Here is a 24080-nt window from a genome sequence, read left to right on the forward strand (position 1 = left end):
TGGGGTGATTCTGGGCCTGCTATCTGGCCGCGATCAAGGTTTGATTCCTCCATATGACAAAAAAGCCATGACGCGCACGCTTCATGGCTCGGAGGCTGCAGATACAGGAACACCGCCCTCAGGCGGTGTTCAGGGTTCGCGGAGAAAGGATCAGAACTCGCCGCGCAGGGTCAGGGAGAAGTTGCGGGGTTCGCCGTAGTAGTAGTTGGCGCCGGTCACTCCGATCTTCTCGTAGTAGTACTTGTCGAACAGGTTGTTGGCATTGAACTGTGCCGAATAATGCTCGTTGAAGCGGTAGGCAACCATGGCGTTATAAACCGCGTAACCGGCCTGCTCGGCCCGTGCGGTACGCGTATTGTTGACGGCGTAAATGTCACTTTGCGCCTGGACGCCGCCTCCCACCGTCCAGTTGGCAAACTGTCCCGGCAGTTTGTAAGTAGTGAATAGCCGCAGCAAGTGCTTGGGATCGGTAGTGCGCAGCACGTTGCCTTCATTATTGGCCGTGTCCTTCAGGTATTCGGTGGTGGTGTAGGTATAGCCGCCCCCTACCTGCCAACCCGACATCACCTCGCCGGATATTTCCAGTTCCACACCTTCACTGCGGCTCTTGCCGGCGGCAACCATGCAGGAACCGATGGCATTGTTCGGCTGGCAAGGCAGCGCGATGGCGTTGGCATCCTGCAGTCCCTTACCGACTAGGTTGGTGCGAAAGACCGCGATAGAACTGTTCAGACGCCCCTGATAGAACTCACCCTTTAGCCCAATTTCGTAGACCTCACCGGTCATGGGTTCGAGCAGCGAGCCTGAGACGTCGTAACTGGTCTGCGGCGCGAAGATTTCGGTGTAGCTGGTATAGGCGCTGATGTTGTCGGTCAGATCGTAGATCAGCGCGGCGTAAGGGACGACCTCGCGGGTGACCTCGTAATCGCCGGTCGCGCTGTTACGGTTCTCGAAGTCGTACCAGTTCAGGCGCGCACCGATAATTGCGTTGAGCGGATCGGCCAACGACAGGTTGAGGCTGGCGTAGGTGGCCTTCTGGGTAGTGATGGTATGCGCCTGCGGGTTGGCCTGGGCGCCGATGCGATCCTTGTTCACATTTGCAGGGTTCCAGTAGCGTACGTCGAACGACTGCCTCTGACCGTTAGCGTCGAGGATGTAGCCCCATACCGACTCCACGCCGATGGCATCGGCCTCGTTCCACTCAGCCCCCACGGTCAGCCGGTGCTCGCGCCCGAGCAGCGCGAAAGGCCCGTCCAGAACCGCACCCACGTTGCTGTAGTTGGTACGTCCACCACCGTCGTTGAAGTTGTAGTTCACGTCCCACAGGTAGGGATTGCTGGTACCCGCGGTTCTGGCCAGCGAGGTCTGCTGGAAGCCGTGGTCCTTGTATGCCAAGCGACTGCGGTTGGCGTTCAACTTGAGGCTCCAGCCGTTAGCGAACGCGTGATCCAGCTCAGCGAAGGCATGGGTATTGGTGCGGTCCCAGCGCGCCCAGTTGGCGCCGAGGAAGGTCGAGCGGGAAAAGCGCAGCGGCGAACCGTCGAAGTCCGGTACCAGCCCACCCCATGCCCCGGTCGCATCGATCTCGCTGTATTCCAGGCCGCCGGTGACGGTGGTGCTGTCGCTCAGGTCGGCTGCCAGCACCGTGTAGAACACGTTCTTGCGCTCCATGCGGGTGTCCTGGAAGAAATCCTTGTCATCATGCACCGCAATCACCCGACCACGAATGTTGCCGCTCTCGGTCAACGGCCCGGACACATCCGCCACGTAGCGATTGGCATCCCACGAGCCGAGCGTGTAACTGGCCGAGCCCTGGAACTCGCGCGTCGGACGCTTGCGCACCATGTTCACGACGCCGGATGGGTTACCGGAACCACGCAGCATACCGCTGGCACCACGCAACACCTCGACGTGGTCCAGAGTGGCGACGTCAGGCTGAATGAAATTGCCGCTGCGCCAATCGACATTGATCGTCGAACCATCGAACTGCAGAGCATCGATCTGGTAGCCACGCGAGTAGTAAGTCACCCGCTCGCTGTCGGTTTGATCGACCACTACGCCAGGCGTCTGCTGCAACATCTGCTTGAGGTTGGTGAGGTTCTGATCCTTCATCCGTTGCTCGGTCAGCACCGTGACCGACTGCGGTGTGCGACGCAGGGACTGCGGCGTCTTGCCGATTGACACCGCGCCAGTGGTGTAGGAACCGCTGCCCTCGGTGACACCGCCCAGGCCGGCGCCCACCACACTGATGGCTCCCAGATTCAACGCCCCCTGCGCATCACCTGGCACATTCAGCAGAAACGCCTTGGGCGAGAGTTGCTCCACCTGCATGCCCGTACCGCCCAGCAGCATCCGCAATGCCTCGGCCGTATCGCTCAGAGCCTGCACGCCAGGGCTTTGCTTGCCAGCCACTTCCTCGGCAGCATAAGAGAGGCTGACGCCGGCCTGGCGGGCGAAACGATCGAGCGCGTCGGCCAGTGGCCCGGCCGGGATGTCCCAGGACTGCTGTTGCGAAGCGGCGCCCTGTTCGGCCATGACCGGCACGGCGGCAACGGCCAACGACAGACCGAACAGGGAGGCGCGCAAAGCGCGGGTCAGGGGGTGGAGGGAGAGGGTCATTCATTGCTCCGTAGCAGTCTGGAATTTGGAAGCCTGTAGCCGGCCTTTCCTGACATGCCGAACATTAATGAGAAACCACCTCAATTATTTTCGTATTTGCGGGTTTATTTGTCAGCGTCCGCCATCCGGGCTGCGCTAAGCGCTGCGCAAGCTCGGGTACGGCTCATAATGCTGTTCGCGTTTGGCTCCCCTCTCCCATTTCTTGGGGGCACGCCTAGTGGAGAGGGGCGAGGAGACGGATTGCACTTGATCGTAAATCAAGTGAACAGCATTGCAGGTAAGGCTCAGGCCCTTGCGCTGACGGTCACCCAGTAATCGGTTCGGCAGTCCACCCGCACCGGCAGCGCCAGTGCCAGCAGCCCCAGGATCTGCCGGGTATCGTCCAGTTGGTAGGTACCGGATACGCGCAGGTGCGCGACCTCGTCGCGACATACCAGCAGGCCGCGCCGATGCCGCGACAGCTCGCTCAGAAAGGCGTCTAGGCGCATGTCAGCAGCGCGGATCACTCCATCGGTCCAGGCCCACGGGTCCAGGCCATCGCTCAATGCCGGGCGCACACCATCGGCGTCGAAGCGCACCTGCTCGCCCGCCGCGACGCGCGCAACTGCAGTCGTTTGCGGATCGCCGAACAGGCTCACCTCTCCATCCCTCACGGCCAGGGTGCTGAACCCGCTGTGGTGCTGGTTCAGCAGGAAACGCGACGCCTGGCCCCGCACCTGGCCGTCGCGCCCCATGACCCAAAGCGGCCGCCGATCCTCGCCTGCGACCTCCACCAGCAATTCACCGCGATACAGCCGAATACGCCAGGACTGCCCATCGAAAGCGGAATCGAAGGCGCTGTCGCTGTTCATGTGGATACGGCTACCCTCGCCAAGCTCGACCAGACGCCGCTCGCCCACATCGCTGCGGTACTGCGCCATCAACCCGGGGAGCGGCGTATGCTCGCGCGCCTGCCAGAGCAGCGCGCCGGAAGCCGCGAACAACCCGAGCATCTTGAGGCTCTGCCGACGACTCATGCGCTCGCGCACGCCGCCCAGTGTTCGACGGCTCAGGGCCGGCGGCAGATTGGCGAAGCGCTCGCCGGCCTGGGTCACGCTCTGCCAGGCGCGCTCATGCTCGGGAGATTCGCCCAGCCAGCGCTCGAACCGTTCCACGGTGGCGGCATCGGGCACGTCGAAGCGCATCCGTACCAGCCACTGGATGCCAGCCTCGAGCACCGCGGCATCAAGCGGCGGGTCAGTCCTGTTCATGGCTGAAGCGATAGCAGGCGTGCAGGGCCTTGGCCAGGTCGCGCTCGACAGTGGCGCGCGATACGCCAAGCTGCTCGGCGATCTGCAAGCAGGTCAGACCATCCAGTTGGGCCAGCAGAAAAGCCTGACGCACCCGCGGCTTGAGCCTGTCGAGCAGACAATCCAGTGCCTCCAGCGTGTCGAGCAGTTGCAGGCGTTCTTCCTCCGAAGGCGCCTCGCCCTCGCCCAGATGGGCAATGCTCTCCAAATAGGCCTGCTCCAATGCGCGACGTCGGTACTGATCGATCATCAGCCCGCGGGCGATACGGCCCAGATAGGCACGCGGATTGAGCAGCGTTACCGGCATCTCGCTGCGCAGCAGACGCACGAACACGTCCTGCGCCAGATCCGAGGCATTGTCCCGACAGCCCACCCGGCGGCTGAGCCAACTGTGCAACCAGGACTGATGTTCGCGATAAAGCTGATCGACGGAGGGGGAAAGGCCTGATGTATCGCTGGACATACGGGAAGGCAAAGACGCAATTGATAGGAATTCTCATGTTATTCCTTTCGCCCCCTTCGCAGCAATCCCGCCACGGTGCGATACGTCCACCTGCACGGCCCCTCATACCTTGACATCCGCGCCTGGCTTGGCCAAAGCTCGGCCATCGCCATGACCAGAAGAACAGCGACCTTGAAACGGATATTCGCCGTCCTCGCACTAAGCCTCGCCCTTCCCCTGCACGCCGCCACGGTCGAACAACTCGCCGCCGATCCTTACTGGATCGCACTCGGCCACTACGAAACCGGCAAGCTCGGCGGCTGGCGCAGCTATGTCGATGACGACGACTTCTTCCTCGCCAAAAATGGCGACAGCGACCCGGCCGCTGAACTGCAGGCAACCCTCGAGGCCCTGTATCAACCCGCCGAACTGGGCGACCGTCACCCGCAATGCATCTACCCGGCGCGCACCCGCTGGCTCAAGGCCCAGTTGCAACTCAATGACCTGCCCAACCCGGACTGCGCCGAGTATCGAAACTGGATCGCCGACGTCAATCCGCACAGCACGGTGCTGGTGTTCCCGGCCGCCTATCTGAACAGCCCCTCATCGATGTTCGGCCACACCCTGCTGCGCATCGACCAGCCCGACATCGACAGCCACAACACTGCGCTGCTGAGCTATGCGCTGAACTTCGGCGCCTTCATCGAAGGCAACGACAACAGCATCCTTTACGCCTGGCGCGGGCTGATGGGCGGCTACCCGGGCCTGTTCGCCCTGGTGCCTTACCGCGAGAAGCTCAGCGAATATAACCGCCTGGAGAACCGCGACCTGTGGGAATACCGGTTGAACCTGACGCAGGAAGAAACCGCGCGCATGGTCGAGCACGTCTGGGAGCTCAAGCAGATCCGCTTCGATTACTTCTTCTTCGACGAGAACTGCTCCTACCGCCTGCTGGAGCTGTTGGAAATCGCCCGCCCGGGTATCGAACTGACCGAGCACTTCCCGCTCACTGCCATCCCCACCGACACCGTGCGCGCGGTCAAGGACGCCGGGCTGGTGGAACGCATCGACTATCGCCCATCACGCGAGCGCGAGCTGCTGGCGCGCGCCGAACCGCTGGAGAGCGACGAACAGACCTGGGTACTGCGCCTGAGCGAAGACCCGACTCAGCTCGACAACACCGATTTTCTCGCCCTCCCGGTCGAGCGTCGCGCACTGATTCAGGATGCGGCATTCCGCCTGGTGCGCTATCACGCCAATGACGAAGAACGCAGCAGCAACGCCCAGCGCAGCTTCCAGCTACTCGGCGCGATCAACCGCAACCCGCCGCCACCGCGGGAGGTGGAGCGCCCACTGCTGCCCGAGGAAGGCCACGAATCGCGCACCTGGCAACTGGCCGGCGGCAGCCGTGATGATCGTGCCTTTGCCGAGTACGGCCTGCGCATGGCCTATCACGACCTGAACGACAATCTCGATGGCTTCCCATTGGGCGCGCAGATCGAGATCCTCCAGCTCAAGCTGCGCCAGTACGAGAACAACCACTGGCAGCTGCAGCGCCTGGATCTGGCCAATATTCGCTCGCTGACACCGCGCAACGCCCTGCTCCAGCCGCTGTCCTGGCAGGTTGGCGGCGGCCTGGAGCGAGTACTCGGCGAAGACGGCGACAGCCAGCTGGTCGGTCATATCAGCGGTGGCGCCGGCGCCACCTGGCAGTTGCACGACGACGTGCTCGGCTTCGCCCTCGGCACCGCGCGCCTGGAATACAACGAGGACTTTGCCGCCGTCGTCTCTCCGGCACTCGGCTTCAACAGCGGGCTACTGTGGCGCAACCCGTTGGGTAACCTGACGCTGGAGGCTGCCGGCGACTACTTCCACAACGGCGAAGTGCGCCGGCGCCTGTCGCTCAACCAGCAGTGGGAAGTGTCACGTAACCTCGGCCTGCGCCTGAGCGCCCAGCGTGAATTCAGCCAACTGGCCAGCCCGGTCAACGAAGTGAAACTGGAGCTGCGCTGGTATCACTACTGATCGTATTAGTGCTCAGCGGCTGCTGGTCACGAGTCGCTGGCGGCTCGCTCAAGCCTCGCGCGGCAGGCGCCCGGGTTCGTTCAACAAGCACTCGCGCACCTGCATCAGGGCGAAGCCCAGCAGGTTGAGGCCACGCCAGGAGGCCGGGGTGTGAGCGTTCGGGTCGCCCTCCGCCAGACCGATACCCCAGACGGGATCGACAGGGCTGGCCTCGACCAGTACACGCGGCGCGGTCCCCAACAGGTATCGCGCCAGCTCGGGGTCTTGCGAGAACTTGCCGAGATTGCCTTCGAAGACGACGGCTTCACGGTTTTCACGCCAGAGCGCCTCATCGAAGCCGCGGATTTGCCGGCCAATCGCCTTGACTTCATTCGGCGTGTGCGCAGCCAGAACACGCTCCAGCGCCTCAGCATCCTCGAATAACCGGGCCTTGCCGGCCATCATGTAGTGCTCGGCGGTGGCGTAGTTGATTCCGTCGAGAGTGAAGGCCGAGGGATACCATTGGCTCAGACAACTCTTGCCAACCGGCGCGCCGGCCGCACGGCTGTGCCCCCAGAAATACAGATAGTCGAAGCGATCGCCAGCGGCGCAGGCCTGCTGCAGTTGCTCGACGGTCATGGGCAGGTTCATACGCATTCCTTGCATGGGTTGAATCATGCCGCACAGCATACTGAAGCGTGCCGCCGGCCGCTGCATACCGGTGCACCCCGCCGCCATCGGTTGCTGCCTGAAGCCTTCCACTAGCCGCCGCGATAAGCGCTGACCCGCGGGCAGGAAACGCAAACACAGGATGCTCCTATACTGAAATTCCCGCTGCCCGTTTCAGGAGAGCCATCATGCGTCGCACACTCATGTTTCTCGCCGCTGCCCTGATCAGCCTGCCGCTGTGGGCCATGCACTGCCCACAGGACATGGCCAAGATCGACGCGTTGCTGCAAAGCGATCCGCCCTCCGATCCCGAGGTGCTGGCCAAGGTCAAGGAGCTGCGCGCCGAGGGCGAAGCGCTGCACAAGGCTGGCGATCACGGCGAGTCGGTCAAGGTCCTCGGCGAAGCGCTGGACCTGCTGTCAGCCAGCGAGTAAATGCAGGCCGCGCGGGCCTGCTCAGAAACCGCTGTAGAGCAGGCCCAGCGCCACCTGCCTGACCTCCTGCAGATCCACCGGCTTGCTCAGGCAGGCACTGGCGCCACGCGCCCTGGCGTCTTCGAACAGGCGAGCGTCGGCCACCGCGCTGATCACCAGCACCGGCACATCGCGTAAACGCGGCTCGGCACGCATGGCGTCGAGCACTGCCAGGCCATCGCCATCGGGCAGGTCGATATCCAGCACCACCAGCGCTGGCTCGCTGTTCTGCAATTCGACCAGCGCCCGCTGGCAGGAACTCACGCCGTGAACCTCGGCGAAATCGCGCAGCGAGGCCTGGAGCATCTTCATGCAGGCCGGGTGATCCTCCACGCACAACACCTGCACCAGGCTGCGCGCAGCTTGCGCCGGCACATCGACGGCTTCGTCGTGAGGGCCTTCAGGGCTGGCGGCACTGGGTATGTCGAGCCAGAAGCGACTGCCCACGCCGGGCTCGCTACGCACGCCGATCTCGCCATCCATCAGCGTGGCCAGTTCACGACACAGCACCAGTCCTATACCGGTGCCGGGAATGTTCGAGCTCTCACGCCCCAGACGCTGGAATGGCTGGAACAGCTGCGCCAATTGCTCGCTCGACAGGCCCGGTCCGGTATCGTCGACCCACAGCCGCACGCAGTCGGCACGCACCTCGTAGCCCATGCGGATCGTGCCGCGCGGGCTGTTGTACTTGATCGCGTTGGACAGCAGGTTGAGCAGGATCTGCCGCACCCGCCGTGGATCGCCTTGCACGAACAAGGGCGGGTCGGCTGCCTCCATCACCTGCAGTTGCAGCTGTTTGTGTTGCACCTCGGGCTGCACCAGCTCGGCACAACCGCTGAGCAACGCGCCGATCTCGATCGGCTGGAACTGCAGCTGCTGGCGCCGGCTCTCGATGCTCGACAGGTCGAGAATGTCGTCCACCAATGAGGTGAGATGACGACTGGCATTGACGATTTCGCGTGAGTAGTCGCTCTCCAGTTTCGCGTCGTGCTTGTCCTGTACTTCCATCTCGATCAGCTGGGCGAAGCCATGGATCGCGTTGAGCGGCGTGCGCAGCTCGTGACTCATGCTCGACAGGAAGCGGCTCTTGGCCTGGCTGGCGGCAAGCGCTTCGAGGCTGGCGTGACGCAGCTCGTCCTCCACCTGCTTGAGGCGGGTGATATCGACGTGGGTGCCGGCGATGCGCAGCGGCCAGCCACTCTCGTCACGCAACAGGACCTTGCCTCGGCTAAGCAGCCACAGGTACTCGCCGCGGCAATCGAGATAGCGATACTCGGCGTCGAAATACTCCTCGCCATTGTCGGCGAACAGCTTGCGCAGGTGGCGCAGGCGCTCCAGGTCATCGGGGTGCACGCGCTGGTTGAATTCGCTCAGCGTCAGGTGTCTCGCACCCAGGCCGAAACGCCGTACGAAGCGCTCGCTGAGATCGATGGTGAGATCACGCGTGTCGATCTGCCAGAGGCTTTCGGTGGTGCTATCCAGCACCAGTTGCAGGATGCTTTGCGTCTCCTGCCGCTCATGTTCGCTGGCCTGGAGTTGTTTGCCAGCCTGCTGCACCGCCTCGGCCAGGCGGCTGACCTCGGCAATGTGGCTGTCCGGCACCGTTGGCGAGTACTCGCCCTGCCCCAGGCTGGTGGCCATGTCGACGATGCCGTCGATGGGCTCGGCCAACTGGTTGCTCAGGTGGCGCGAACGCAGCCACATCAGGGCGAAGAACAACAGATAGAACGCTGCCAGGCCGGCGATCAGCAGGTAGCCGATGTGCAGGTAGCGCTCGGCCAGCTGGTTGGTGTCGTGGAAGATCTGCTCCTCGTCCACCACCAGCAGCAAGCGCCAGCCGGTCTGCGGAATCTCGCTCCAGGCCACCAGTTGCTTGCGTCCGCCCAGCAGCACTTCCTGCACATTACCGTTGCCCTCGTTCATCGCCTGCAGCAACGGCGCCATGCCTTCGCGCTTGGCCAGATTGAAGTCCTCGGGTTTGAGCACCTCACGGCGCACGGCCTCATCGTAGGAATACTGGGTCAGCTCGCGCAGACCAAAATCCAGTTCCCCGGCCTTGGGCAGCGCCATGATGTTGTGGTCATGACTGACCAGCATCGCATAGCCGTGCCACGGCACGTTGAGCTCGGCGATCTCGCCCAATACCTGGCCTACGGTCACATCGAGGCCGACCACCCCTTCGAGAAAATCATCGCGATATACCGGGGCGATGGCCGATAGCATCCAACCGAGGCCGGCCGGGTCGAGGTAAACTTCGGTCCACATCACCTGTCGCTGCGGGTTGTGCTGGGCATCGGCGAGGTAATAGAAGTTGTAATCGGGTATCACCATGTCATGGGGATACTGCGCGGGCGTATCGAACCAGGGGTAGATGCGGTTGTAGCTGTCCCAGGTATTGAAATACAGCGCAGCCACCAGCGGATTGGCCTGCTGGATCGAACGCATCAGCGGGTCGATCTGCGACAGGCGCATGACTTTTGCGTGATCCTGCTGCGCCAGAGGCGTGCTGTTGGCATAGAAGGACGCCGCACGGCCGTCATCGCTGCGCGTGTAGAAAACGCCGCTTTCAGTCTTCGCATGACGCTGGCGCTCGAGCTCGTCCGCCTGGAAGCGAGAGTCGAGCAAGGCCTCATGTGTCTCATCGCGGAAGACCTGCACCAACGACTCGATGGAGCGTAAACGGCCATCGATGATCTGCCCTTCACGCAGCGCGGCGCTGGCCAGATCCTTCACCGCCGTTTCCTGCAGATGCTCGACCTGCGCGTCACGGATCGCCTGGTTACTCAACAGATACACCGCGATCAACACCGACTCCACGAGAATCAGCGGGATCAGCGCGCTTTGCACGAACGCTCGCCAGATCCACTGACGCAGGGGGTAGCGGCTAGAACTCGGCATTACGGCTCCTTTTCAGAGGTCGCGGGCAGACGCGAAGGGCCATCATAGCGTCCCGAGACGGAATCCGCAGTCGACGCTGAGGAACCTTTGGCGTAGACTCCGCGTCCTAGCTGTAACCACGAAAGTTTTGGGGCCGATTAGGATTCGACGCCGGTAGCGAAACTTGAGGGGCATGCCGAGTAGGTGACAGTTCTCGTAAATCCGCTGCCACAATTTCATAGTTGCCAACGACGACAACTACGCTCTGGCCGCCTAAGGGCGCCAGCTGACCCTAGGGGATGCCTGTAAACCCGAAGATCTGGTCAGTCATATAGAACAGGATCGCCGCCAAGTTCGCTGCAGACGTAACGGCTAAAACTCATGCAGCTCGCTCCAAGCACCCTGCCACTCGGGCGGCGCGGAGTTAACTCAGTAGAGATGGCTAAGCATGTAGAACCAATAGCGGAGAGCTGGCGGACGGGGGTTCAAATCCCCCCGGCTCCACCAATTGAAGCAAGCATAAACCCCTGATTTTCCTAGAGAATTTCAGGGGTTTTGTGTTTTCAGGGGCAGCGAATGTCCCGAAAGTGTCACAGCAGGATCGGGCTACCAATAATCCGGCTTGACGATGGCTGGTTTCCTGAGCAGCGGAACCTTCACCGGCAACTGGCAAGCGGACAACTCCGCCTCTGTGATATAGGCGCGCACCCAGTCCACATGGGCCTTGAGAGAGCCAGGAGGATTACGCACAAGCGCCCTGTCTTCCATCCGATGAGGAAGGATCACGCCGAGGCGGATATGCGGAAAATCCTGGCGGATAGCGGCGAGAGCCGGTGCCAAGTCAGTATCCCCGGAAACCAGAACAATCTGGCTAATCTGGAGCTGATCAGCACGACAGGCCGCCCGGTACATACCCAGGGCAATGTTCACATCAGTCTCTTTTTCCTCAAGCTGCCAGACGGCGACCTGATCCTGCCGGGAGGCTTTCTGCCCCTCGACGAACCGCGGCGCATAACCTTTGGCGAGACGATGATTCCCCAGGGTAACCGCAACGCCTCTAGCTTGCAGGGCACGAATGTATCGATGCTGAGCATCATTCGAAGCCTGGCCACGGGTGGCAAGGCGAGCGATCACAGGAGAGGTAAAGTAGTCGACCGATGCCACCACTGAGGCGGGATCCTGGACGTGAAGGACGGTGCTCAACAAGGCAGTCAAATCCAACCACTTGTGGTCGGAGCCATGCAGGACGCCGTAATAGAGGTTGTAGCCGTCTACGAAGAAAGCTGTACGCACAATGCCCTATCCCTAGAAACGAAAAAACCGGCTTTATGGGCCGGTTTCTTCACCCGAGGCTAAGGCTGAACTGAATCGGCCCGCCAAGGGTTGAGTCGTGAGTGCAGTATGCCGACGTACTGCAAAGGAGACAAGGGCCAAAGTGGGATATACCGGGATATAGAGGAATATACCGGGATGAGCACTCAAGCCCGAACCATTATGAAACCCCGTGCTAGACACGGGAAAACACATCCGCCAACGGATTCAATCTCACCGCCTCAGCCAAATGCTCCGGTGCCAAGTGCGCATAGCGCATGGTCATAGCCAAGCTGGAGTGACCCAGGATTTTCTGTAGCGTGAGGATGTTCCCGCCCTTCTGCATGAAGTGGCTGGCGAAGGTGTGCCGGAGTGCGTGGCTGGCCTGCCCTTTCGGCAGCACGATGCCGGATCGGCTCAACGCTCGGCGGAACGACGTGATAGCGCCGGTGAACTGGCCGTGACGCTTCCAGTGATCACGTATGAACGCTTCCAGCTCGGGCTGGATCGGCACGGTGCGTACCTTGCTGGATTTCGTCTTGCTGTACGTCACGGCGCCATTGCGCAGCCTGGACGGTGTGAGGCCTTCCGCCTCTGACCATCGAGCACCAGTAGCCAGACAGAGCAGCACGATAGGTTCGACATGCGGGTTGTCGCAGCCTTCGCTAATCGCGGTCAGCAGATCGGCTATCTGTTCCTGGGTCAGCCAGGACAGTTCTCGCTCTTCGATCTTGTAAGGCTTCATCAGCTCCAGGGGATTGGCGTAATCGATCTGGCCGAGGCCTCGCAGCTCGTTGAACACTGCCCGGATATATCCGAGTTCATTGTTCAGCGTCTTGGGTGTGATGCCGGCTTCTGCCCGCAAGCGGCGATCATGGGCGTATGTGGCCGGGTCGAGCTTCATCGCGATGGGGTCGCGTAGACGAACGCACAGGGCATCGAGCTTGGCCTTTCTGCGCTCACCATCCTTGAGCATGTGGCCGTGCAGATCGAACCACAGACCCACCAGCTCCGAGAGTCGGCGGCGATCCTGGGCCTTGGGGTTCCAGGCTGGGTCAGCGGCCTTGTTGGCGGTGATGTACTGCTCATAGCGCAAGGCTTCTGCCTTGGTCTTGAACAGCTTGCGGAAGCGCTGGCCACGGATCGGCTGAACGTCTGCGAGCCATCGGCCATCAGGCTGCTTTTTGACGGTCATACTGCCCTGCCCCACCTGACGTGCCGTTCCTCCAGGATGTTCTTGAGGTGCTTGTACAGCCCATCCTCATCCATGCCCTTGGAGGCGTAGTGGTCACGAATCACCGGCCAGCATTCCCAATCCTTGAGGCGGTGAAACCCTCTCCTAGCGCCCACTCGCTCCCGTGCCAGCAGGCTTACGAAGTTTCCCAGGAACAGTTCCACGTTCTTGCCGGAGAAGCCCCGAGACGTTTTGTAGTTGCGCTTGTACTCAGTGTCATCGAGCAGAGAATCGACCGGCAGATCGACGCGGGCGTCTTCACGTAGCAGGGTCCAGATGGGTTCGTAGTAGCCAGGGCGAGCCAGCAACTTGAACTGCTGCATACCGTAGCGCCAAAGGCCGTCCAAATGAGGCGTGAAGGCGGCATAGCTGTTGGTGTCGATGGCGTTGCCGGTGTGCAGATCGACGGAGCCGGAGGCGAATTGCTGGATCACCGAATGGTGGTAACGCAGCTCGATACGCCAAACGGTCTGATCCCGGTTGTAGTTGTCCGGGTCGCCTTCGTCGAAGCTGTCACGTCGTCGCCAGACGCTTTCCCAGTAGTCGAGCTTGTCCGTGGCCTTGGCCTGCTCGGTCTTGTTGTAAATCGCCAGCTGGACGCCACCAGCAGAGCCGAACATGTAGGTTTCGCCGCGGCCGTAGACGCTGCTCTTGGTCTCCCAGGTAATTTCCTTGATGCCGGAGATATCGCGGGCGGATCGGGCGCGGCAGTGCATGCGGGCGACCAGATCAGCGGGCGGTTGCCAGCCTTGAACATCCAGGGCGAGATGGACCGCGCATTGGTTGCGTTCGATGTTGGTAAGGATCTGCTCGGCATAGAAATCCATGCGGGCCTGGAGGCGCTCGGGCGACAGGCTGTCGATGGCATGGGGTGACACTTCGATTTTCAGGTGTGGGCCGATGCTCTCGACTTTGGCGTTGTAGTTCTTGAGCAGCAGCACGAAGCCCAGGTCGGCGTTCTGGAGCTTGTACTGGTAACCAGAATCCTTGCTCACACGACCTGCATGCCAGCGCTCTCCCGCGAAGTCGACGATGGTGCCGGGTTTGTCGAACAGGCACAGCAGCTCCGGCCGGAGCAGGCCACGGTACAACTGGCGGACGGTATCGACGCCACAGTGCAGCAGGCGGACTTTCGACAGGTCAACGATACGGGCGTTGCCTGGGTCTACGAACAGCCGACCGTTCACGTCTTCACGTGCCAGCATGTCGAGTCTCAGGAAGTCTTTTGGCTTTTTCACTCAGTCACCTATTGCTGATTACTGCGGAAGTTTTCGTCTTACTTTCTGACGTGTTACAGGGGCGTCAGCGGGCCGGCGGCGCGCACCCGCGCTCGTGCCTCGCACGCAACCCCACCGCCGGCCCGCATCCTTCGTCTGTCACTGTCCAGGCGCTCGGCGAGGGACTTCCTGGGCTCATCATCGAGACCCAGTTATTTCCCCAGGCGGACAGCAGCAGGTAGAGGATCAGCGCGAGAAAACCCGGCAGGGTTTCAGGTGTGGGCGGGAGCAGATGCAGGCGGGAACGCCCAGGATCAGACGTGGAGGTTGTGCGGCACTGGCGGGTGTTGAAGATCAACACCAAGGGCTTTGCCCTTGTCATCCCACTCTTGCCGCCGAGGGCTCGGGAGCGCGGGGCGGTGAAGCTGCCCCACTCCCCCGTGGTCAGGCTCGTTCTCATGGCGTGGGGTCAAGGGTTCGCTGCGCCCGTGCTTCCGTTCGCCGGAACGGTGGAGCTGTTCCGACGAGCCGGGAGCGCGGCCCCTGACCCGGAACCATCGGCGGAATGGGTCAGGGTCATGCGGCCCAGTACGTTGCCGGAACCATGCCGGTCGCGGTACCGCATCGCCCTGATAGAGCAAATGTCGTCGAAGTAGAACTCGTTCGGGTTGCGCGTGCTGGAGCTGAGTTCGACGCCCAGAAAGCACGGGGCGCCTTGCATATCCGGGGTCGGGATCAGCACGCCGACAATCTGGATGCATTGCCAGAAGGATTCCGGCTCAGCGTCCCAGGCGGTTTCGACCAGTACGGTCTTGCCGACATAGCTCAGCGCAGTAGCAGCATCGAGCTGGATACGTGGCTTACGCATGGCTGCACTCCCCTTCCTTGGCTTGGCTCTGGAACAGGTGCGGCAGCGGCAGGCAACCCAGCACCTTAGCGGAAGCGTGACGGTCACGGACAGCTCGAATGGTGTGGATGCTGTCGAAGTAGATTTCATCCGGAAAATCAGCGCTGCCGATAACAGGGAGGGTCAAGAAGTACCCCACTTCGTTGACGCCCTGGACTGGCACTACCACCCCAACGATATGTTTGAAACGCCAGATAGGTTCCGGGTCTCCCTCCCATACCAGCTCCACAAGAACGGTCTGGCCGATGTAGCCGATAGCGGTGATAGGGTCGAAGGTCAGAGTCGGGCTAGACATGGGCGTAGTCCCCTTCCTTGAACTCGGTTTTACCCTTCTCCAGATCGGCGCGGAGACGGGCAAGATTGACCATGCGGAAGTCGGCCAGCCTCATGCTCGGGATGGTCTGGCTGTCTACCCAGTTGATGACCTCTTCGACCGTTACGCCGCTTAGCTCGGCGAAGGTCTTGACGCTGCACAGATCGAGGCTTTCGTTAGTGGCGGTCATTGGTTGCCCTCCTTGGCGGCTTTGTCCTGGGCGTAGCTCGCTTCCAGGCGAATCACGACTTCCGAGTTCATCGAACGGCGCGAGGCGAAGGCGGACTGTTCGATCTTGGCGCGCAGCTCGGGCGGTACGCGCAGCTTGAATTGCGGGTCTGTTCGGCTCACAGCGTCCACTCCTGTTCCAGTAGCTGTCGGGTCAGCAACGCCACGTTGACCATGGTGCGTTTGCCGACCTTCTGCGAAGGCAGGTAGTTACGTTCTACCCAGGTGCGTACCACGATGGGTTCGTCGCCCATGCCGATCCACTCGGCGAACTTCTGCCAGGGCATCAAAGGTGGGGCACCGTGCAGCTTTTGGGGGTCAAGACCTTCCGTATCCATAAGCTTTGTTCCACTATGTTCGGCATTGATAAGCAACCAACGAAATGGGTAATAGCTACCCATGGAGTGATTGTTACCCATCCCCCACGATGGAGCAATTACTACTCAGGAAATATTTTCTATATGGAAAGCGCAGCCGATAGAGCACGCGTATTGATCAAGCTGGTAGGCCCGAAGAAAGCAAGCGAACAAGGCGGGGATTACGAGCGCTGGAGAAACGTCAGCAAGGGCGCTGTACGCGTAAGCGCAGACGAGATCGACGTACTGGTTAAGATTTACCCCCAGTACGCCCTATGGCTGGCTAGCGGGAAGACTGCGCCGGAGATCGGCCAGACAAGCCCGGCCTATGACGAAGCCAACCGAAACTTGAGCCAACCCAACGCGGGATAGCGATCACCCAGGAAGCAGCTAGGCGCTGGTATGCCCGCAGAAAGGACTCTGACGATGAAGAAGACCATTAGAGCAGCAGGAATTGCACTTATCGCGCTAGCCACCCTGAGCGCAGTTGCCGAGCCTAAAGACCCCACTCAAAGCGACGTCATAGACTCGGCAAGCAAGGCCATAACCGACCTCATCATCAAGCCCATGCACCAGGACTTGAGCGACAGGATGATGCGCGGCTTTGCAGAGAACGGAGGCGCAATGGCTCCAGGCGCCAAGACCTACCTAGAAAAGAGAAAGATCGAAGAGCAGATCGCCCACGACGAAACCATGAAGCGGAAGCACGCAGCAATCGTGGAATCGAAACGCTGCAAAGTCGACTGCAAGCCCCGTCCGATCCAAGAGTGCCTAAAATCCGATTACACCATTGATGATGATGTAATCGGGTGTTCAAAAGGCGAGATAACTAAATCATGGTAAATATCAACCCTCAAAGAAGGTAATCTTTACCTAGCTATCTGTTTCTTTATTAGAAGCAGAACTAACAACTACTTTTGCAATGACATCATGAGAAGCTTCATTTGAAAGCGACGACTCCAACTTATCAATTAGAGCCTCTTTATTCCTCAACGACGAAACTGCTCCCTTACTCAACCCAAAGCGATCACGAGCTATTTTCTCCAAGAGATCTCTAGAAACCTTAGGCGAGGCAAGCTTAGACCTAATTTCTTCCAGAGTTAATGCGCCAACATCAGGAAGCTGAGGTCTTGCACTTTTACCACCACGCATCTTACCGGTATTCAAATACATATCACTTAACTGCCCAAGATGCATGGAATGCAAGCTCGACAGCAATGCCTTATAATCACGAAGAGTTCCAGGATCAACCCCCAAAGACACAAGATACTTAAAATTACACTCCAGGATAGATATAATTTTCTTGTGCCGTTCAGATAGACCTTCACCTTGCTGTGACACTAGACGAACCTCGCAATAATCTCTTTACATGCGCTCTCCATCATAGGAAGCGCAAGGTCTCTATTAGCGCTAGAGTGGGCAGCCCAGAGCGGTAGACCTTGATCAACAGCCTCCGGAACGCCAGTCAAGCTACTCACAACTGTATTGATTATATTGGTACCCCACCGGGCGCGCAATGCGGTCAACTGTTCCGTATGAATATTGGTAAAGCCAGACAATGAATTACCCGCACGCTTTGCCAGAAACGGCACAATGGCGGCCATTTTGGTTACGGGTCTATACGATGCAGGAACGTCTTTAGACGCAACACCTGCAGAAGCTCTTAAGAATTCCAACTTCTTGTCAATTTTAGCATCAACAAGAACTTGGAAGTGGGTAACACCCCGGCTTGACATAATATCAGGAACAACAGGAACGACGTAGTAATCACTAGCCGCCAATGCATTCTGACTAACAAGCTTAGTTGCCGGCGGACAATCAAATATAACATAGTCATATTCATTATCTGCATCAATAGCATCAAGCCACTCAGACATCAACGTTCTTTTATGCCATTCCGATATCACTGGCGAGCCCATTGTTGTTGACGCCATCTCAATTTCAGTATCATCAAGTTCAAATTGAGCAGGAACTAAATCTAGATTAGGATATAAGCTTTTACGACCGGGGCGTCGTTGCATCATAATAGAAGGATGAATTATTTCTCGCCCAGGCATACTGACTTTCCGATTACAAAATGACTCAAATACTGAGTTCACTGTTAAACGATCACTAACAGCCTTCTGCCAAAGAACATCCCCCATTAAAACTAATGACAGACTCGATTGGTGATCAACATCTACGAGCAGAACTTTTTTAGTTGTAGCGAGATACGTGGCCAGATGAAAAGCCAGGGTAGACTTACCAACTCCACCTTTAAAATTGATAATTGAAATTTTCTTAGCCATCCGATGCATCCCCATCCTAGAAATATGATTACGGCACAAGGCCAAGTGCCACCATAACATTTTCCATGGCTACTGAAGAAGAAATACAAAGGTAATGCTTGACAAACTGTTCAACTCTGAAATTAAGGAAATGAAAAGCATTCAAATTACACAGCTCTGTGAGCAGTGCTGAGCGAGGGAGACGGAGCAGAGGTTCGATTTGCCCGATCCTGCCTAAAAAATGTCACAGACACAGCAAGGCACAGCAGATCAATGCGTCATAGCGAAGACGGCAACAGGCCGAATTGCTTGGGGAAGCGAGCTACAGCAGGACAATGCAGAAGCCTCGACACGGGTTCAAATCCCCCCGGCTCCACCAAATAAACCCCTGATTTTCCTAGAGAAAGTCAGGGGTTTTTCTTTGGGGTGTCGAAAAGGTGTCGAAGTGTTAGGCCTGCTGGAGGGGATCGCTTTCGATATCTGAAAAATTGCTGATCTTCACTGAACCATCGGGAAACCGGGCAATGACATCCAACTGACCACCCATGGCTTCGATGTGGCTACGCAAAGTGGAAATGTACATGTCAGTACGCTTTTCCATCTTGGCAATGGATGGCTGCTGTACATGCAGCACCTCAGCCAGCACCTTCTGTGACAACCCACGAGCCTGGCGCAGCTCATTAAGCAGCATCTCTGCAAGCAGCTCCTGGGCTTTGGCCTCTACCCTAGCCTGAGCCTCAGGCGCCATTTTTGCGCGTAGCTCTGCAAATTTCTTAGCCATCTATCAAGCGCTCCTTTCGAAGCTGTTCCAGATGTTCGTCATACAGTCGATCAGACAGCGGAACGTTGATGTCATACCAACGATCATCACCAGTATTGTCGCCACCGATCAGCAAAATAGCCGAACGCCTGAGATCGAATGCATACAGGGTTCTATAGGGTCGGCCTTCGTGCTGCGTCCTCAGCTCCCGCATGTGGCCGTGACGAGAGCCATTGATTCCGCTGCTGTGCGGAAAGCCAAGTGACGGGCCCCGCGCCTCCAGGAGCTGGACTGACACCGCAACAGACTCCTGCTCCTCAACAGACAAGCTTTCCCACCACTCACCGAACTCGTCGGTGTATTCGATATCCCAAGTCACGGTAAAAAATATAACCTCAAAGGAATATTCCATCAATGGAATACCCACATTATAGAGACCTGAGCGGGCCAAAGAGTACCGCGACCTGCAGAGATGATCCGACGCCAGGTGCGCATAGCGCATCGTCATGGCCAGGTTGGAGCGACCCAGGATTTTCTGCAGGGTGAGGATGTTGCCGCCGTTCTGGATGAAGTGGCTGGCAAAGGTGTGTCGCAGGGCGTGGGCGGCCTGGCCTTTTGGTATGCGGATGATCGTCCTGGCCAGGGCACGGCGGAACGATGTGATGGCCGAGTTTGGCTGGCCGTGTTGGTGCCAGTACCTGACGACCTTCCTCAAGCTGCAATGACTGGCGCCGAACGAACCATGCCGTTTCTGGTTCCGCTGGAGGTGATCACGCCATTGCGCAGGCCGGTCGGCTCAGCCTCTTCGAGCATCGGTGGCCAGACGGATCAGGGTGATCACCTCGCCATGCCGGGTATTCCAGCCATGCCGAATTTCCTCCAGCAGCCCGGCGAGCACGACAGTCTGCGAGGACTTACAGAACGCTGCCGCGCCTCGATGAGCGCCACCAATATCCATACAAGGCGCCATAGACACTCACTGAATCCGATAGCTGAAGGTGTTCTTCACATTGGCCACGGCCACCGCCTGGCCATTGACCACCCGGGGCTGGTAGCGAAAGGTCCTGGCAGCCGCCAGCGAGGGTTTGACGAACATGGGGTGGCAGGTGCCCACCACCTGCGGGTCTTCCACCCGGCCGGCGGCATTGACCGTGTAGGCCACGGTGCATTCGCCCTCGATCTTGCGCTCCAAAGCGCGCGCGGGATAATCCGGCGCCTGCTTGGCGATGGGCAGGTACTGACGGCTGGCGGCCTCCGCCTCGGCACGTGCAGCCGCGGCTGCCGCATTCGCCGCCGCCTGCCGTTCGGCTGCAGCCAGGCGCTCAGCCTCGGCCTGGCGGGCCTGGGCCAGTTGCTGTTCCTTCAGCGCTTGCCGTTGCTGCTCCTCACGGGCCAGACGTTCGTCGCGTAGCACTTTCTCACGCTGCTGGCGTTCGCGCTCCACCTGGCGGGCTTTTTCCTGACGTTCCTGTTCCACCCGCTTGAAGGCGAGATCGGCCTGCTCGACCACCGGCGCCTGGACCACCGGTTCAGGTTCCTGCACTGGAACAGGCGCTGGCGGCTCGGCAAGCGCCGGTACGGGAGCTGGCGGCACCACTGGCACCGGCAGGGTGATCAACTGGGTGGTGAGCACCGCAGAAACTGGTGCCGGCATCGGCGTCGGGTGGGACAGGTTGAGCAACAGGTAAGCCAGGCCGGCATGCAGGGCCAGCGCCACACCGAGGGCGAAGCCGTGTTCACGCCAGGCCGGCCAGACGAGACGGGACGCGGGCATCTCTAGAGTCAGACCGTTCATCTCAGGGCGCCTCGGTAATTAGGCCCAGGCGGCTGACACCGCCACGCTGCAGTTCGGCGATGCCAGCCACCACCGACGCATAGTCGGCGTTCTGGTCGGCGCGCACGTACACCTGTGTCTCAGGGCTGGCGGCGACCAGGGCAGCAATTTTCTCGCGCATCTCATCCTTGTTCACCGCGCTGTCGGTCTGCGCCTCGACGTTCACCTCGCTGCCCAGGTTCCAGTAGAAGCTGCCGTCCTCCTTCACCGACAGGGTGACGATACGCTGCTCGCCTGGCGTCGGCAGCGCCTCGGCGGCCACTTTGGGCAGCTCGATCTGTACGCCCTGAACCAGCATCGGCGCGGTGACCATGAAGATCACCAGCAGCACCAGCATCACGTCGATGTAGGGCACCACGTTCATCTCGGCCTTCAGGCCGTGCTTGTGCGTCGGTCGAACCAGCATTGCGCTCTCCTCCTCAGGCTGCCGCGGCCATGCTCGGCGCCGCGCCGTTCAGGCGACGGTGCAGGCGCCCTTGCAACTCGTTGCCGAAGGCGTAGTAGCGGGCGATCAGCGTCTGGCTACGTGCCGAGAAGCGGTTGTAGGCAATCACCGCGGGAATCGCCGCGAACAGGCCGATGGCGGTGGCGATCAGCGCTTCGGCGATGCCCGGGGCTACGGTGGACAATGTGGCCTGCTGCACCTGGGACAGGCCCAGGAAGGAATTCATGATCCCCCACACGGTGCCGAACAGACCGATGTAAGGGCTGACCGAGCCGACCGTGGCGAGAAATGGCAGGCCTTTCTCCAGGCGCTCTTCCTGCTCGGCGATGGCCACCGCCAGGCTGCGCTCGACACCGTCGAGCACGCTTTCCGGGCTGTTGCCGGCATGGGGCTGCAACTGGCTGAAGCTCTGGTAGCCGGCCAGGAAGATGCGTTGCAGGGCGGCATCGGCCGGCAACTCCTGCTGGCTACCTTCGCGGTACAGGCCACCGATCTCGTCGGTGCGAAAGCGCTTGAGAAAGGCCTTGGCCAGTTGCTCGCTGCGGCGCAGCACGGCGCCACGCTGGACGATCAGGTACCAGCTGACCAGCGAGGCCAGCACCAGGCAGAGCATCACGGCCTGCACGACGATGCTGGCTTCGGCGATCAGGCCCCAGACGGTCATGTGTTCGAGGTGGGCTTGGTTTTGCATCACGGATTTCCTTCAATTGCTCGAGCCCCAGGGCTCACATTGGAAGACCAGCACGTTGCGCACTGATGACAGGCGCAACGCCGTTCGTCTCACTCCAGGCCCAGCGCAGCGGCGACCGCCGTCCAGGGCACGTATTTGTAGTTCTGGTTGCCTTCGGGCATGCGCTTGCGGCCGTCCTGCACCACCAGCAGGCCGGCGCTCCAGGGCCCGCCGAGGTTGGCCGAGGTGACGTCCAGGCCATCGGTCTCCGATGCGCCGTCGATACCCAGCGCGGCGTTCAGGCCGATGCGAAAACTGCCGCGCAGCCGGTACGGCGCCTGCGCCTCGACCACCACGTAGCTGTCGTTGCCCTGGCTGGAGATCACCAGGTAGTCGCGCTGCTCGCCGTGGTAGAGCGCCAGGCCTTCGATGTCGTCCTTGACCGGGCCACCGACGGCGATCACCTGATCGAAGGTGGTCGGCGCCTCGGCGCGCGCATCCAGCGCCCACACCGCAACGTCTTCCTCACCGATATACAGCCGCTCGTTGCGGTCGTCGGCCACGCAGCCCTCGGGCTGGGTTTCGGTCTTGAAGCGGCGCACCAGTTGGCCGCTGGCCTTGCCGTTCACGCTGCCCAGGCGGTACTGCAGAAAGCTGCCGTCCTTGTCGTTGGCGATGGCATGGATGGCGCCCTGACGATCCTTGAACAGGCACAGACCGTAGATTTCCTCCAGCGGCGTGGCGATCTGGCCGATGTCGGCGAGCACGCCGCTGAGTGGATCGATGGCGAACAGATGCAGGCTGTTGTGATCGCGGTTGCTGGCCACGGCCAGATCGACCTGGCGCTCGCCCAGCTGGAAGCCGGGGCGCACATCGACATTGTTCAGGCGACCGACGCGTAGGCTCTGCACCTGCTTGCCGGCCAGGTCGTAGGCGAGCAGGCCGCCCTTCTTGTCGGTGCCCAGCACACGGCTGCGTTCGGGGTGCACGCGGTCGATCCAGATCGCCGGGTCGTCCGCCGCATCGCCAAGGCTGGGCACGCCATCGGTCTGTACCAGGGGCGCGAGCACTGGGATGGTAGGCTGTGGCTCGGTGCGCTGAGGTGTCCAGTTCAGTGATGCGCTGCGTGCGCCAGCGTCGTCGACCAGCAGCAGTTCGAGGCCCTGCGACGTCGCGCGGGCGCTGACCTGCTCCGGCTCATCGAGGTCTTCTAGACTCAGCACACCGGCACGCTGCCACTGCGAGGCGCTGCGCTGGTACAGATGCAGGTTGGCAGCAGCGGCATCGACCAGCAGCAGCGCATCCGGCAACACGGCCATCCCAGCGGCCGTCTCGAGCAGCTCGCCGAAGGGTGCGACCAGCTCCACCGGCTCACGCACCAGCGGCGCTTCGGCGCCGGCGTCATAGCGCCACAGGCCGACGTTTTCTTCGTTCACGTACAGGCTGTTGCTGCGGTCATCGACCTGACAGAAACCGCTCTCCGGCGGCAGGCTCAGGGCACGTACTAGGTGCGGTTGGGCCAGCGGGCGGCCCTGCTCGGCCACCAGCCACTGCTCGCCGATGCCCTCTTCGCCCACCAGGAACAGAAAGTCGTTACGCGCGCTGTCGCGGTACAGGCACAGGCCTTCGATGGCGAAACGGGTTTTCGGTAGATAACGCGGCGCGCTCCACTGCTGTGCGGAGTCGAAGCGCGTCAGCAGCGCCTGTTGGCGTTTGCGGTCGAGGCTGGCAACCAGCACCCCGTCGGCATCGGCACGGTGATCGAGGGTTTCGAAACGGCCCGGCAGCTCGCTGAGCACCTGGCCGTCGCCACCGATTACCTGCAAACCGCTGCGCGTCACCTGCAGGCGCTGGGCGTCGGCGAGAAAGGCCAGCGGCGCCAGCCACTGCGTGCTTTCGCTGGCGATAAGCGTCTTGCTGAGGGTCAGCGCCGGTGTCACAGAAACAGCCTGCTGCGCTTGTTTGCCCTGGCAAGCGGCCAAGGCAACGCAGAGACCCAGCGGGGACAGATTGAACAGTCGCATAGATTGAGAATTTCCTGGATCAATTGCCTGGTTGCAGTGACCTGAAATTTGTTCCGGGTCCGGATACAGGTTTGCGATTTTTCAAAATTTGCCTGCGATATGGCGGCGATCATGTGGGAGGGGCTTCAGCCGCGAGCTTTC

26 protein-coding genes, 1 other RNA gene and 1 pseudogene are annotated in these 24080 nt (G+C 60.5%); 5 read left to right on the forward strand and 23 right to left on the reverse strand.

Going from position 1 to position 24080, the window contains the following annotated elements:
- Positions 1–150 precede the first annotated feature (150 nt).
- From B2U07_RS10755 to B2U07_RS10765, 3 genes are all read right to left on the reverse strand, one after another.
- Complete coding sequence (locus B2U07_RS10755) at positions 151–2619, reverse strand: TonB-dependent receptor (protein WP_275546966.1); 2469 nt, start codon at positions 2617–2619, stop codon at positions 151–153.
- A 284-nt stretch (positions 2620–2903) separates the two neighbouring features.
- Entirely contained in the window at positions 2904–3869 is a 966-nt protein-coding gene (locus B2U07_RS10760) for a DUF4880 domain-containing protein (RefSeq protein ID WP_275546967.1), read from the reverse strand.
- Positions 3856–4371 carry a sigma-70 family RNA polymerase sigma factor gene (locus B2U07_RS10765; RefSeq protein WP_275546968.1) on the reverse strand — a complete coding sequence of 172 codons (516 nt, stop codon included), beginning with the start codon at positions 4369–4371 and terminating at the stop codon, positions 3856–3858. The genes B2U07_RS10760 and B2U07_RS10765 overlap by 14 nt, the downstream gene beginning before the upstream one ends.
- A gap of 150 nt (positions 4372–4521) precedes the next feature.
- Here B2U07_RS10765 and B2U07_RS10770 point away from each other — a divergent pair, with 150 nt between their 5' ends.
- Positions 4522–6375, forward strand: coding sequence for a DUF4105 domain-containing protein (locus tag B2U07_RS10770; RefSeq protein WP_275546969.1), 1854 nt, complete (start codon positions 4522–4524; stop codon positions 6373–6375).
- A 48-nt stretch (positions 6376–6423) separates the two neighbouring features.
- Here the strand turns inward: B2U07_RS10770 and B2U07_RS10775 are convergent, their stop codons facing one another.
- Positions 6424–7005, reverse strand: a complete 582-nt coding sequence (locus tag B2U07_RS10775) for an NADAR family protein (RefSeq protein ID WP_275546970.1) — start codon at positions 7003–7005, stop codon at positions 6424–6426.
- Positions 7006–7211: 206 nt separating this feature from the next.
- Between B2U07_RS10775 and B2U07_RS10780 the strand changes: the two genes are divergently transcribed.
- Positions 7212–7457 (forward strand): hypothetical protein, encoded by a 246-nt coding sequence (locus B2U07_RS10780; RefSeq protein ID WP_275546971.1) that lies wholly within the window; start codon positions 7212–7214, stop codon positions 7455–7457.
- A 21-nt stretch (positions 7458–7478) separates the two neighbouring features.
- On the opposite strand, the gene B2U07_RS10785 is transcribed toward B2U07_RS10780, so the two are convergent.
- Positions 7479–10394, reverse strand: a complete 2916-nt coding sequence (locus B2U07_RS10785) for an ATP-binding protein (RefSeq protein ID WP_275546972.1) — start codon at positions 10392–10394, stop codon at positions 7479–7481.
- Positions 10395–10523: 129 nt separating this feature from the next.
- Between B2U07_RS10785 and ssrA the strand changes: the two genes are divergently transcribed.
- Positions 10524–10880: a transfer-messenger RNA gene (gene ssrA, locus B2U07_RS10790) on the forward strand.
- A 99-nt stretch (positions 10881–10979) separates the two neighbouring features.
- Here the strand turns inward: ssrA and B2U07_RS10795 are convergent.
- The 8 genes from B2U07_RS10795 to B2U07_RS10830 form a co-directional block, all read right to left on the reverse strand.
- Positions 10980–11666: an NYN domain-containing protein gene (locus B2U07_RS10795; protein WP_275547002.1), complete on the reverse strand. Its 687-nt coding sequence runs from the start codon at positions 11664–11666 to the stop codon at positions 10980–10982.
- Between the two features lie 214 nt (positions 11667–11880).
- Positions 11881–12879 carry a phage integrase gene (locus B2U07_RS10800; protein ID WP_275547015.1) on the reverse strand — a complete coding sequence of 333 codons (999 nt, stop codon included), beginning with the start codon at positions 12877–12879 and terminating at the stop codon, positions 11881–11883.
- Positions 12876–14123 carry a hypothetical protein gene (locus tag B2U07_RS10805; protein WP_296276948.1) on the reverse strand — a complete coding sequence of 416 codons (1248 nt, stop codon included), beginning with the start codon at positions 14121–14123 and terminating at the stop codon, positions 12876–12878. The genes B2U07_RS10800 and B2U07_RS10805 overlap by 4 nt, the downstream gene beginning before the upstream one ends.
- 481 nt (positions 14124–14604) lie before the next feature.
- Positions 14605–15003 (reverse strand): hypothetical protein, encoded by a 399-nt coding sequence (locus tag B2U07_RS10810; RefSeq protein ID WP_296276885.1) that lies wholly within the window; start codon positions 15001–15003, stop codon positions 14605–14607.
- Positions 14996–15337 carry a hypothetical protein gene (locus B2U07_RS10815; RefSeq protein WP_296276886.1) on the reverse strand — a complete coding sequence of 114 codons (342 nt, stop codon included), beginning with the start codon at positions 15335–15337 and terminating at the stop codon, positions 14996–14998. The genes B2U07_RS10810 and B2U07_RS10815 overlap by 8 nt, the downstream gene beginning before the upstream one ends.
- Complete coding sequence (locus B2U07_RS10820; protein WP_296276887.1) at positions 15330–15545, reverse strand: hypothetical protein; 216 nt, start codon at positions 15543–15545, stop codon at positions 15330–15332. The genes B2U07_RS10815 and B2U07_RS10820 overlap by 8 nt, the downstream gene beginning before the upstream one ends.
- Positions 15542–15706, reverse strand: a complete 165-nt coding sequence (locus B2U07_RS10825) for an Arc family DNA-binding protein (RefSeq protein ID WP_074940773.1) — start codon at positions 15704–15706, stop codon at positions 15542–15544. Before B2U07_RS10825 ends, B2U07_RS10820 begins: the two co-directional genes overlap by 4 nt.
- The gene (locus B2U07_RS10830) at positions 15703–15870 is read right to left on the reverse strand and encodes a DNA-binding protein (protein WP_419096336.1); all 168 of its coding nucleotides are present in this window, start codon (positions 15868–15870) and stop codon (positions 15703–15705) included. Before B2U07_RS10830 ends, B2U07_RS10825 begins: the two co-directional genes overlap by 4 nt.
- A gap of 15 nt (positions 15871–15885) precedes the next feature.
- Between B2U07_RS10830 and B2U07_RS22950 the strand changes: the two genes are divergently transcribed.
- Positions 15886–16311 (forward strand): hypothetical protein, encoded by a 426-nt coding sequence (locus B2U07_RS22950; protein ID WP_349681758.1) that lies wholly within the window; start codon positions 15886–15888, stop codon positions 16309–16311.
- Positions 16312–16365: 54 nt separating this feature from the next.
- Entirely contained in the window at positions 16366–16782 is a 417-nt protein-coding gene (locus tag B2U07_RS10840) for a hypothetical protein (RefSeq protein ID WP_296276888.1), read from the forward strand.
- Between the two features lie 30 nt (positions 16783–16812).
- Here B2U07_RS10840 and B2U07_RS10845 read toward each other — a convergent pair whose 3' ends face one another.
- The 10 genes and pseudogenes from B2U07_RS10845 to B2U07_RS10890 form a co-directional block, all read right to left on the reverse strand.
- The gene (locus tag B2U07_RS10845; protein WP_156152758.1) at positions 16813–17280 is read right to left on the reverse strand and encodes a hypothetical protein; all 468 of its coding nucleotides are present in this window, start codon (positions 17278–17280) and stop codon (positions 16813–16815) included.
- Positions 17280–18227 (reverse strand): ParA family protein, encoded by a 948-nt coding sequence (locus B2U07_RS10850; RefSeq protein ID WP_296276890.1) that lies wholly within the window; start codon positions 18225–18227, stop codon positions 17280–17282. Before B2U07_RS10850 ends, B2U07_RS10845 begins: the two co-directional genes overlap by 1 nt.
- Before the next feature lie 427 nt (positions 18228–18654).
- Positions 18655–18987, reverse strand: coding sequence for an XRE family transcriptional regulator (locus B2U07_RS10855; RefSeq protein WP_275547792.1), 333 nt, complete (start codon positions 18985–18987; stop codon positions 18655–18657).
- On the reverse strand, positions 18980–19378 hold the full coding sequence (locus B2U07_RS10860) for a type II toxin-antitoxin system RelE/ParE family toxin (protein ID WP_419096340.1): 399 nt from the start codon (positions 19376–19378) through the stop codon (positions 18980–18982). The genes B2U07_RS10855 and B2U07_RS10860 overlap by 8 nt, the downstream gene beginning before the upstream one ends.
- Positions 19379–19504: 126 nt before the next feature.
- A pseudogene (locus B2U07_RS10865) lies at positions 19505–19681 on the reverse strand (integrase); the annotation flags it as partial.
- An 81-nt stretch (positions 19682–19762) separates the two neighbouring features.
- Positions 19763–19924 carry a hypothetical protein gene (locus tag B2U07_RS10870; RefSeq protein ID WP_275547793.1) on the reverse strand — a complete coding sequence of 54 codons (162 nt, stop codon included), beginning with the start codon at positions 19922–19924 and terminating at the stop codon, positions 19763–19765.
- Between the two features lie 18 nt (positions 19925–19942).
- Positions 19943–20761, reverse strand: a complete 819-nt coding sequence (locus tag B2U07_RS10875; protein ID WP_275547794.1) for an energy transducer TonB — start codon at positions 20759–20761, stop codon at positions 19943–19945.
- A 1-nt stretch (position 20762) separates the two neighbouring features.
- Entirely contained in the window at positions 20763–21206 is a 444-nt protein-coding gene (tolR, locus tag B2U07_RS10880; protein WP_275547795.1) for a protein TolR, read from the reverse strand.
- A 13-nt stretch (positions 21207–21219) separates the two neighbouring features.
- On the reverse strand, positions 21220–21936 hold the full coding sequence (gene tolQ, locus B2U07_RS10885; RefSeq protein ID WP_296276893.1) for a protein TolQ: 717 nt from the start codon (positions 21934–21936) through the stop codon (positions 21220–21222).
- 89 nt (positions 21937–22025) lie between these two features.
- Positions 22026–23939 carry a phytase gene (locus B2U07_RS10890; RefSeq protein ID WP_275547797.1) on the reverse strand — a complete coding sequence of 638 codons (1914 nt, stop codon included), beginning with the start codon at positions 23937–23939 and terminating at the stop codon, positions 22026–22028.
- Positions 23940–24080: the final 141 nt, after the last annotated feature.

Source organism: Pseudomonas sp. UBA7530, from assembly GCF_002479365.1.
In the GTDB taxonomy this organism is placed as follows: Bacteria; Pseudomonadota; Gammaproteobacteria; order Pseudomonadales; family Pseudomonadaceae; genus Aquipseudomonas.

Excerpts from the sequence above, each read along its gene's own strand:
- B2U07_RS10755 (WP_275546966.1), bottom strand. The coding sequence starts at position 2,619 with ATGACCCTCTCCCTCCACCCCCTGACCCGCGCTTTGCGCGCCTCCCTG.
- B2U07_RS10760 (WP_275546967.1), bottom strand. The coding sequence starts at position 3,869 with ATGAACAGGACTGACCCGCCGCTTGATGCCGCGGTGCTCGAGGCTGGC.
- B2U07_RS10765 (WP_275546968.1), bottom strand. The coding sequence starts at position 4,371 with ATGTCCAGCGATACATCAGGCCTTTCCCCCTCCGTCGATCAGCTTTAT.
- B2U07_RS10770 (WP_275546969.1), top strand. The coding sequence starts at position 4,522 with ATGACCAGAAGAACAGCGACCTTGAAACGGATATTCGCCGTCCTCGCA.
- B2U07_RS10775 (WP_275546970.1), bottom strand. The coding sequence starts at position 7,005 with ATGAACCTGCCCATGACCGTCGAGCAACTGCAGCAGGCCTGCGCCGCT.
- B2U07_RS10780 (WP_275546971.1), top strand. The coding sequence starts at position 7,212 with ATGCGTCGCACACTCATGTTTCTCGCCGCTGCCCTGATCAGCCTGCCG.
- B2U07_RS10785 (WP_275546972.1), bottom strand. The coding sequence starts at position 10,394 with ATGCCGAGTTCTAGCCGCTACCCCCTGCGTCAGTGGATCTGGCGAGCG.
- B2U07_RS10800 (WP_275547015.1), bottom strand. The coding sequence starts at position 12,879 with ATGACCGTCAAAAAGCAGCCTGATGGCCGATGGCTCGCAGACGTTCAG.
- B2U07_RS10805 (WP_296276948.1), bottom strand. The coding sequence starts at position 14,123 with ATGCTGGCACGTGAAGACGTGAACGGTCGGCTGTTCGTAGACCCAGGC.
- B2U07_RS10810 (WP_296276885.1), bottom strand. The coding sequence starts at position 15,003 with ATGCGTAAGCCACGTATCCAGCTCGATGCTGCTACTGCGCTGAGCTAT.
- B2U07_RS10815 (WP_296276886.1), bottom strand. The coding sequence starts at position 15,337 with ATGTCTAGCCCGACTCTGACCTTCGACCCTATCACCGCTATCGGCTAC.
- B2U07_RS10820 (WP_296276887.1), bottom strand. The coding sequence starts at position 15,545 with ATGACCGCCACTAACGAAAGCCTCGATCTGTGCAGCGTCAAGACCTTC.
- B2U07_RS10830 (WP_419096336.1), bottom strand. The coding sequence starts at position 15,870 with ATGCCCTGGCAGAAGTTCGCCGAGTGGATCGGCATGGGCGACGAACCC.
- B2U07_RS10840 (WP_296276888.1), top strand. The coding sequence starts at position 16,366 with ATGAAGAAGACCATTAGAGCAGCAGGAATTGCACTTATCGCGCTAGCC.
- B2U07_RS10850 (WP_296276890.1), bottom strand. The coding sequence starts at position 18,227 with ATGGCTAAGAAAATTTCAATTATCAATTTTAAAGGTGGAGTTGGTAAG.
- B2U07_RS10855 (WP_275547792.1), bottom strand. The coding sequence starts at position 18,987 with ATGGCTAAGAAATTTGCAGAGCTACGCGCAAAAATGGCGCCTGAGGCT.
- B2U07_RS10860 (WP_419096340.1), bottom strand. The coding sequence starts at position 19,378 with ATGGAATATTCCTTTGAGGTTATATTTTTTACCGTGACTTGGGATATC.
- B2U07_RS10870 (WP_275547793.1), bottom strand. The coding sequence starts at position 19,924 with ATGGATATTGGTGGCGCTCATCGAGGCGCGGCAGCGTTCTGTAAGTCC.
- B2U07_RS10875 (WP_275547794.1), bottom strand. The coding sequence starts at position 20,761 with ATGAACGGTCTGACTCTAGAGATGCCCGCGTCCCGTCTCGTCTGGCCG.
- tolR (WP_275547795.1), bottom strand. The coding sequence starts at position 21,206 with ATGCTGGTTCGACCGACGCACAAGCACGGCCTGAAGGCCGAGATGAAC.
- tolQ (WP_296276893.1), bottom strand. The coding sequence starts at position 21,936 with ATGCAAAACCAAGCCCACCTCGAACACATGACCGTCTGGGGCCTGATC.
- B2U07_RS10890 (WP_275547797.1), bottom strand. The coding sequence starts at position 23,939 with ATGCGACTGTTCAATCTGTCCCCGCTGGGTCTCTGCGTTGCCTTGGCC.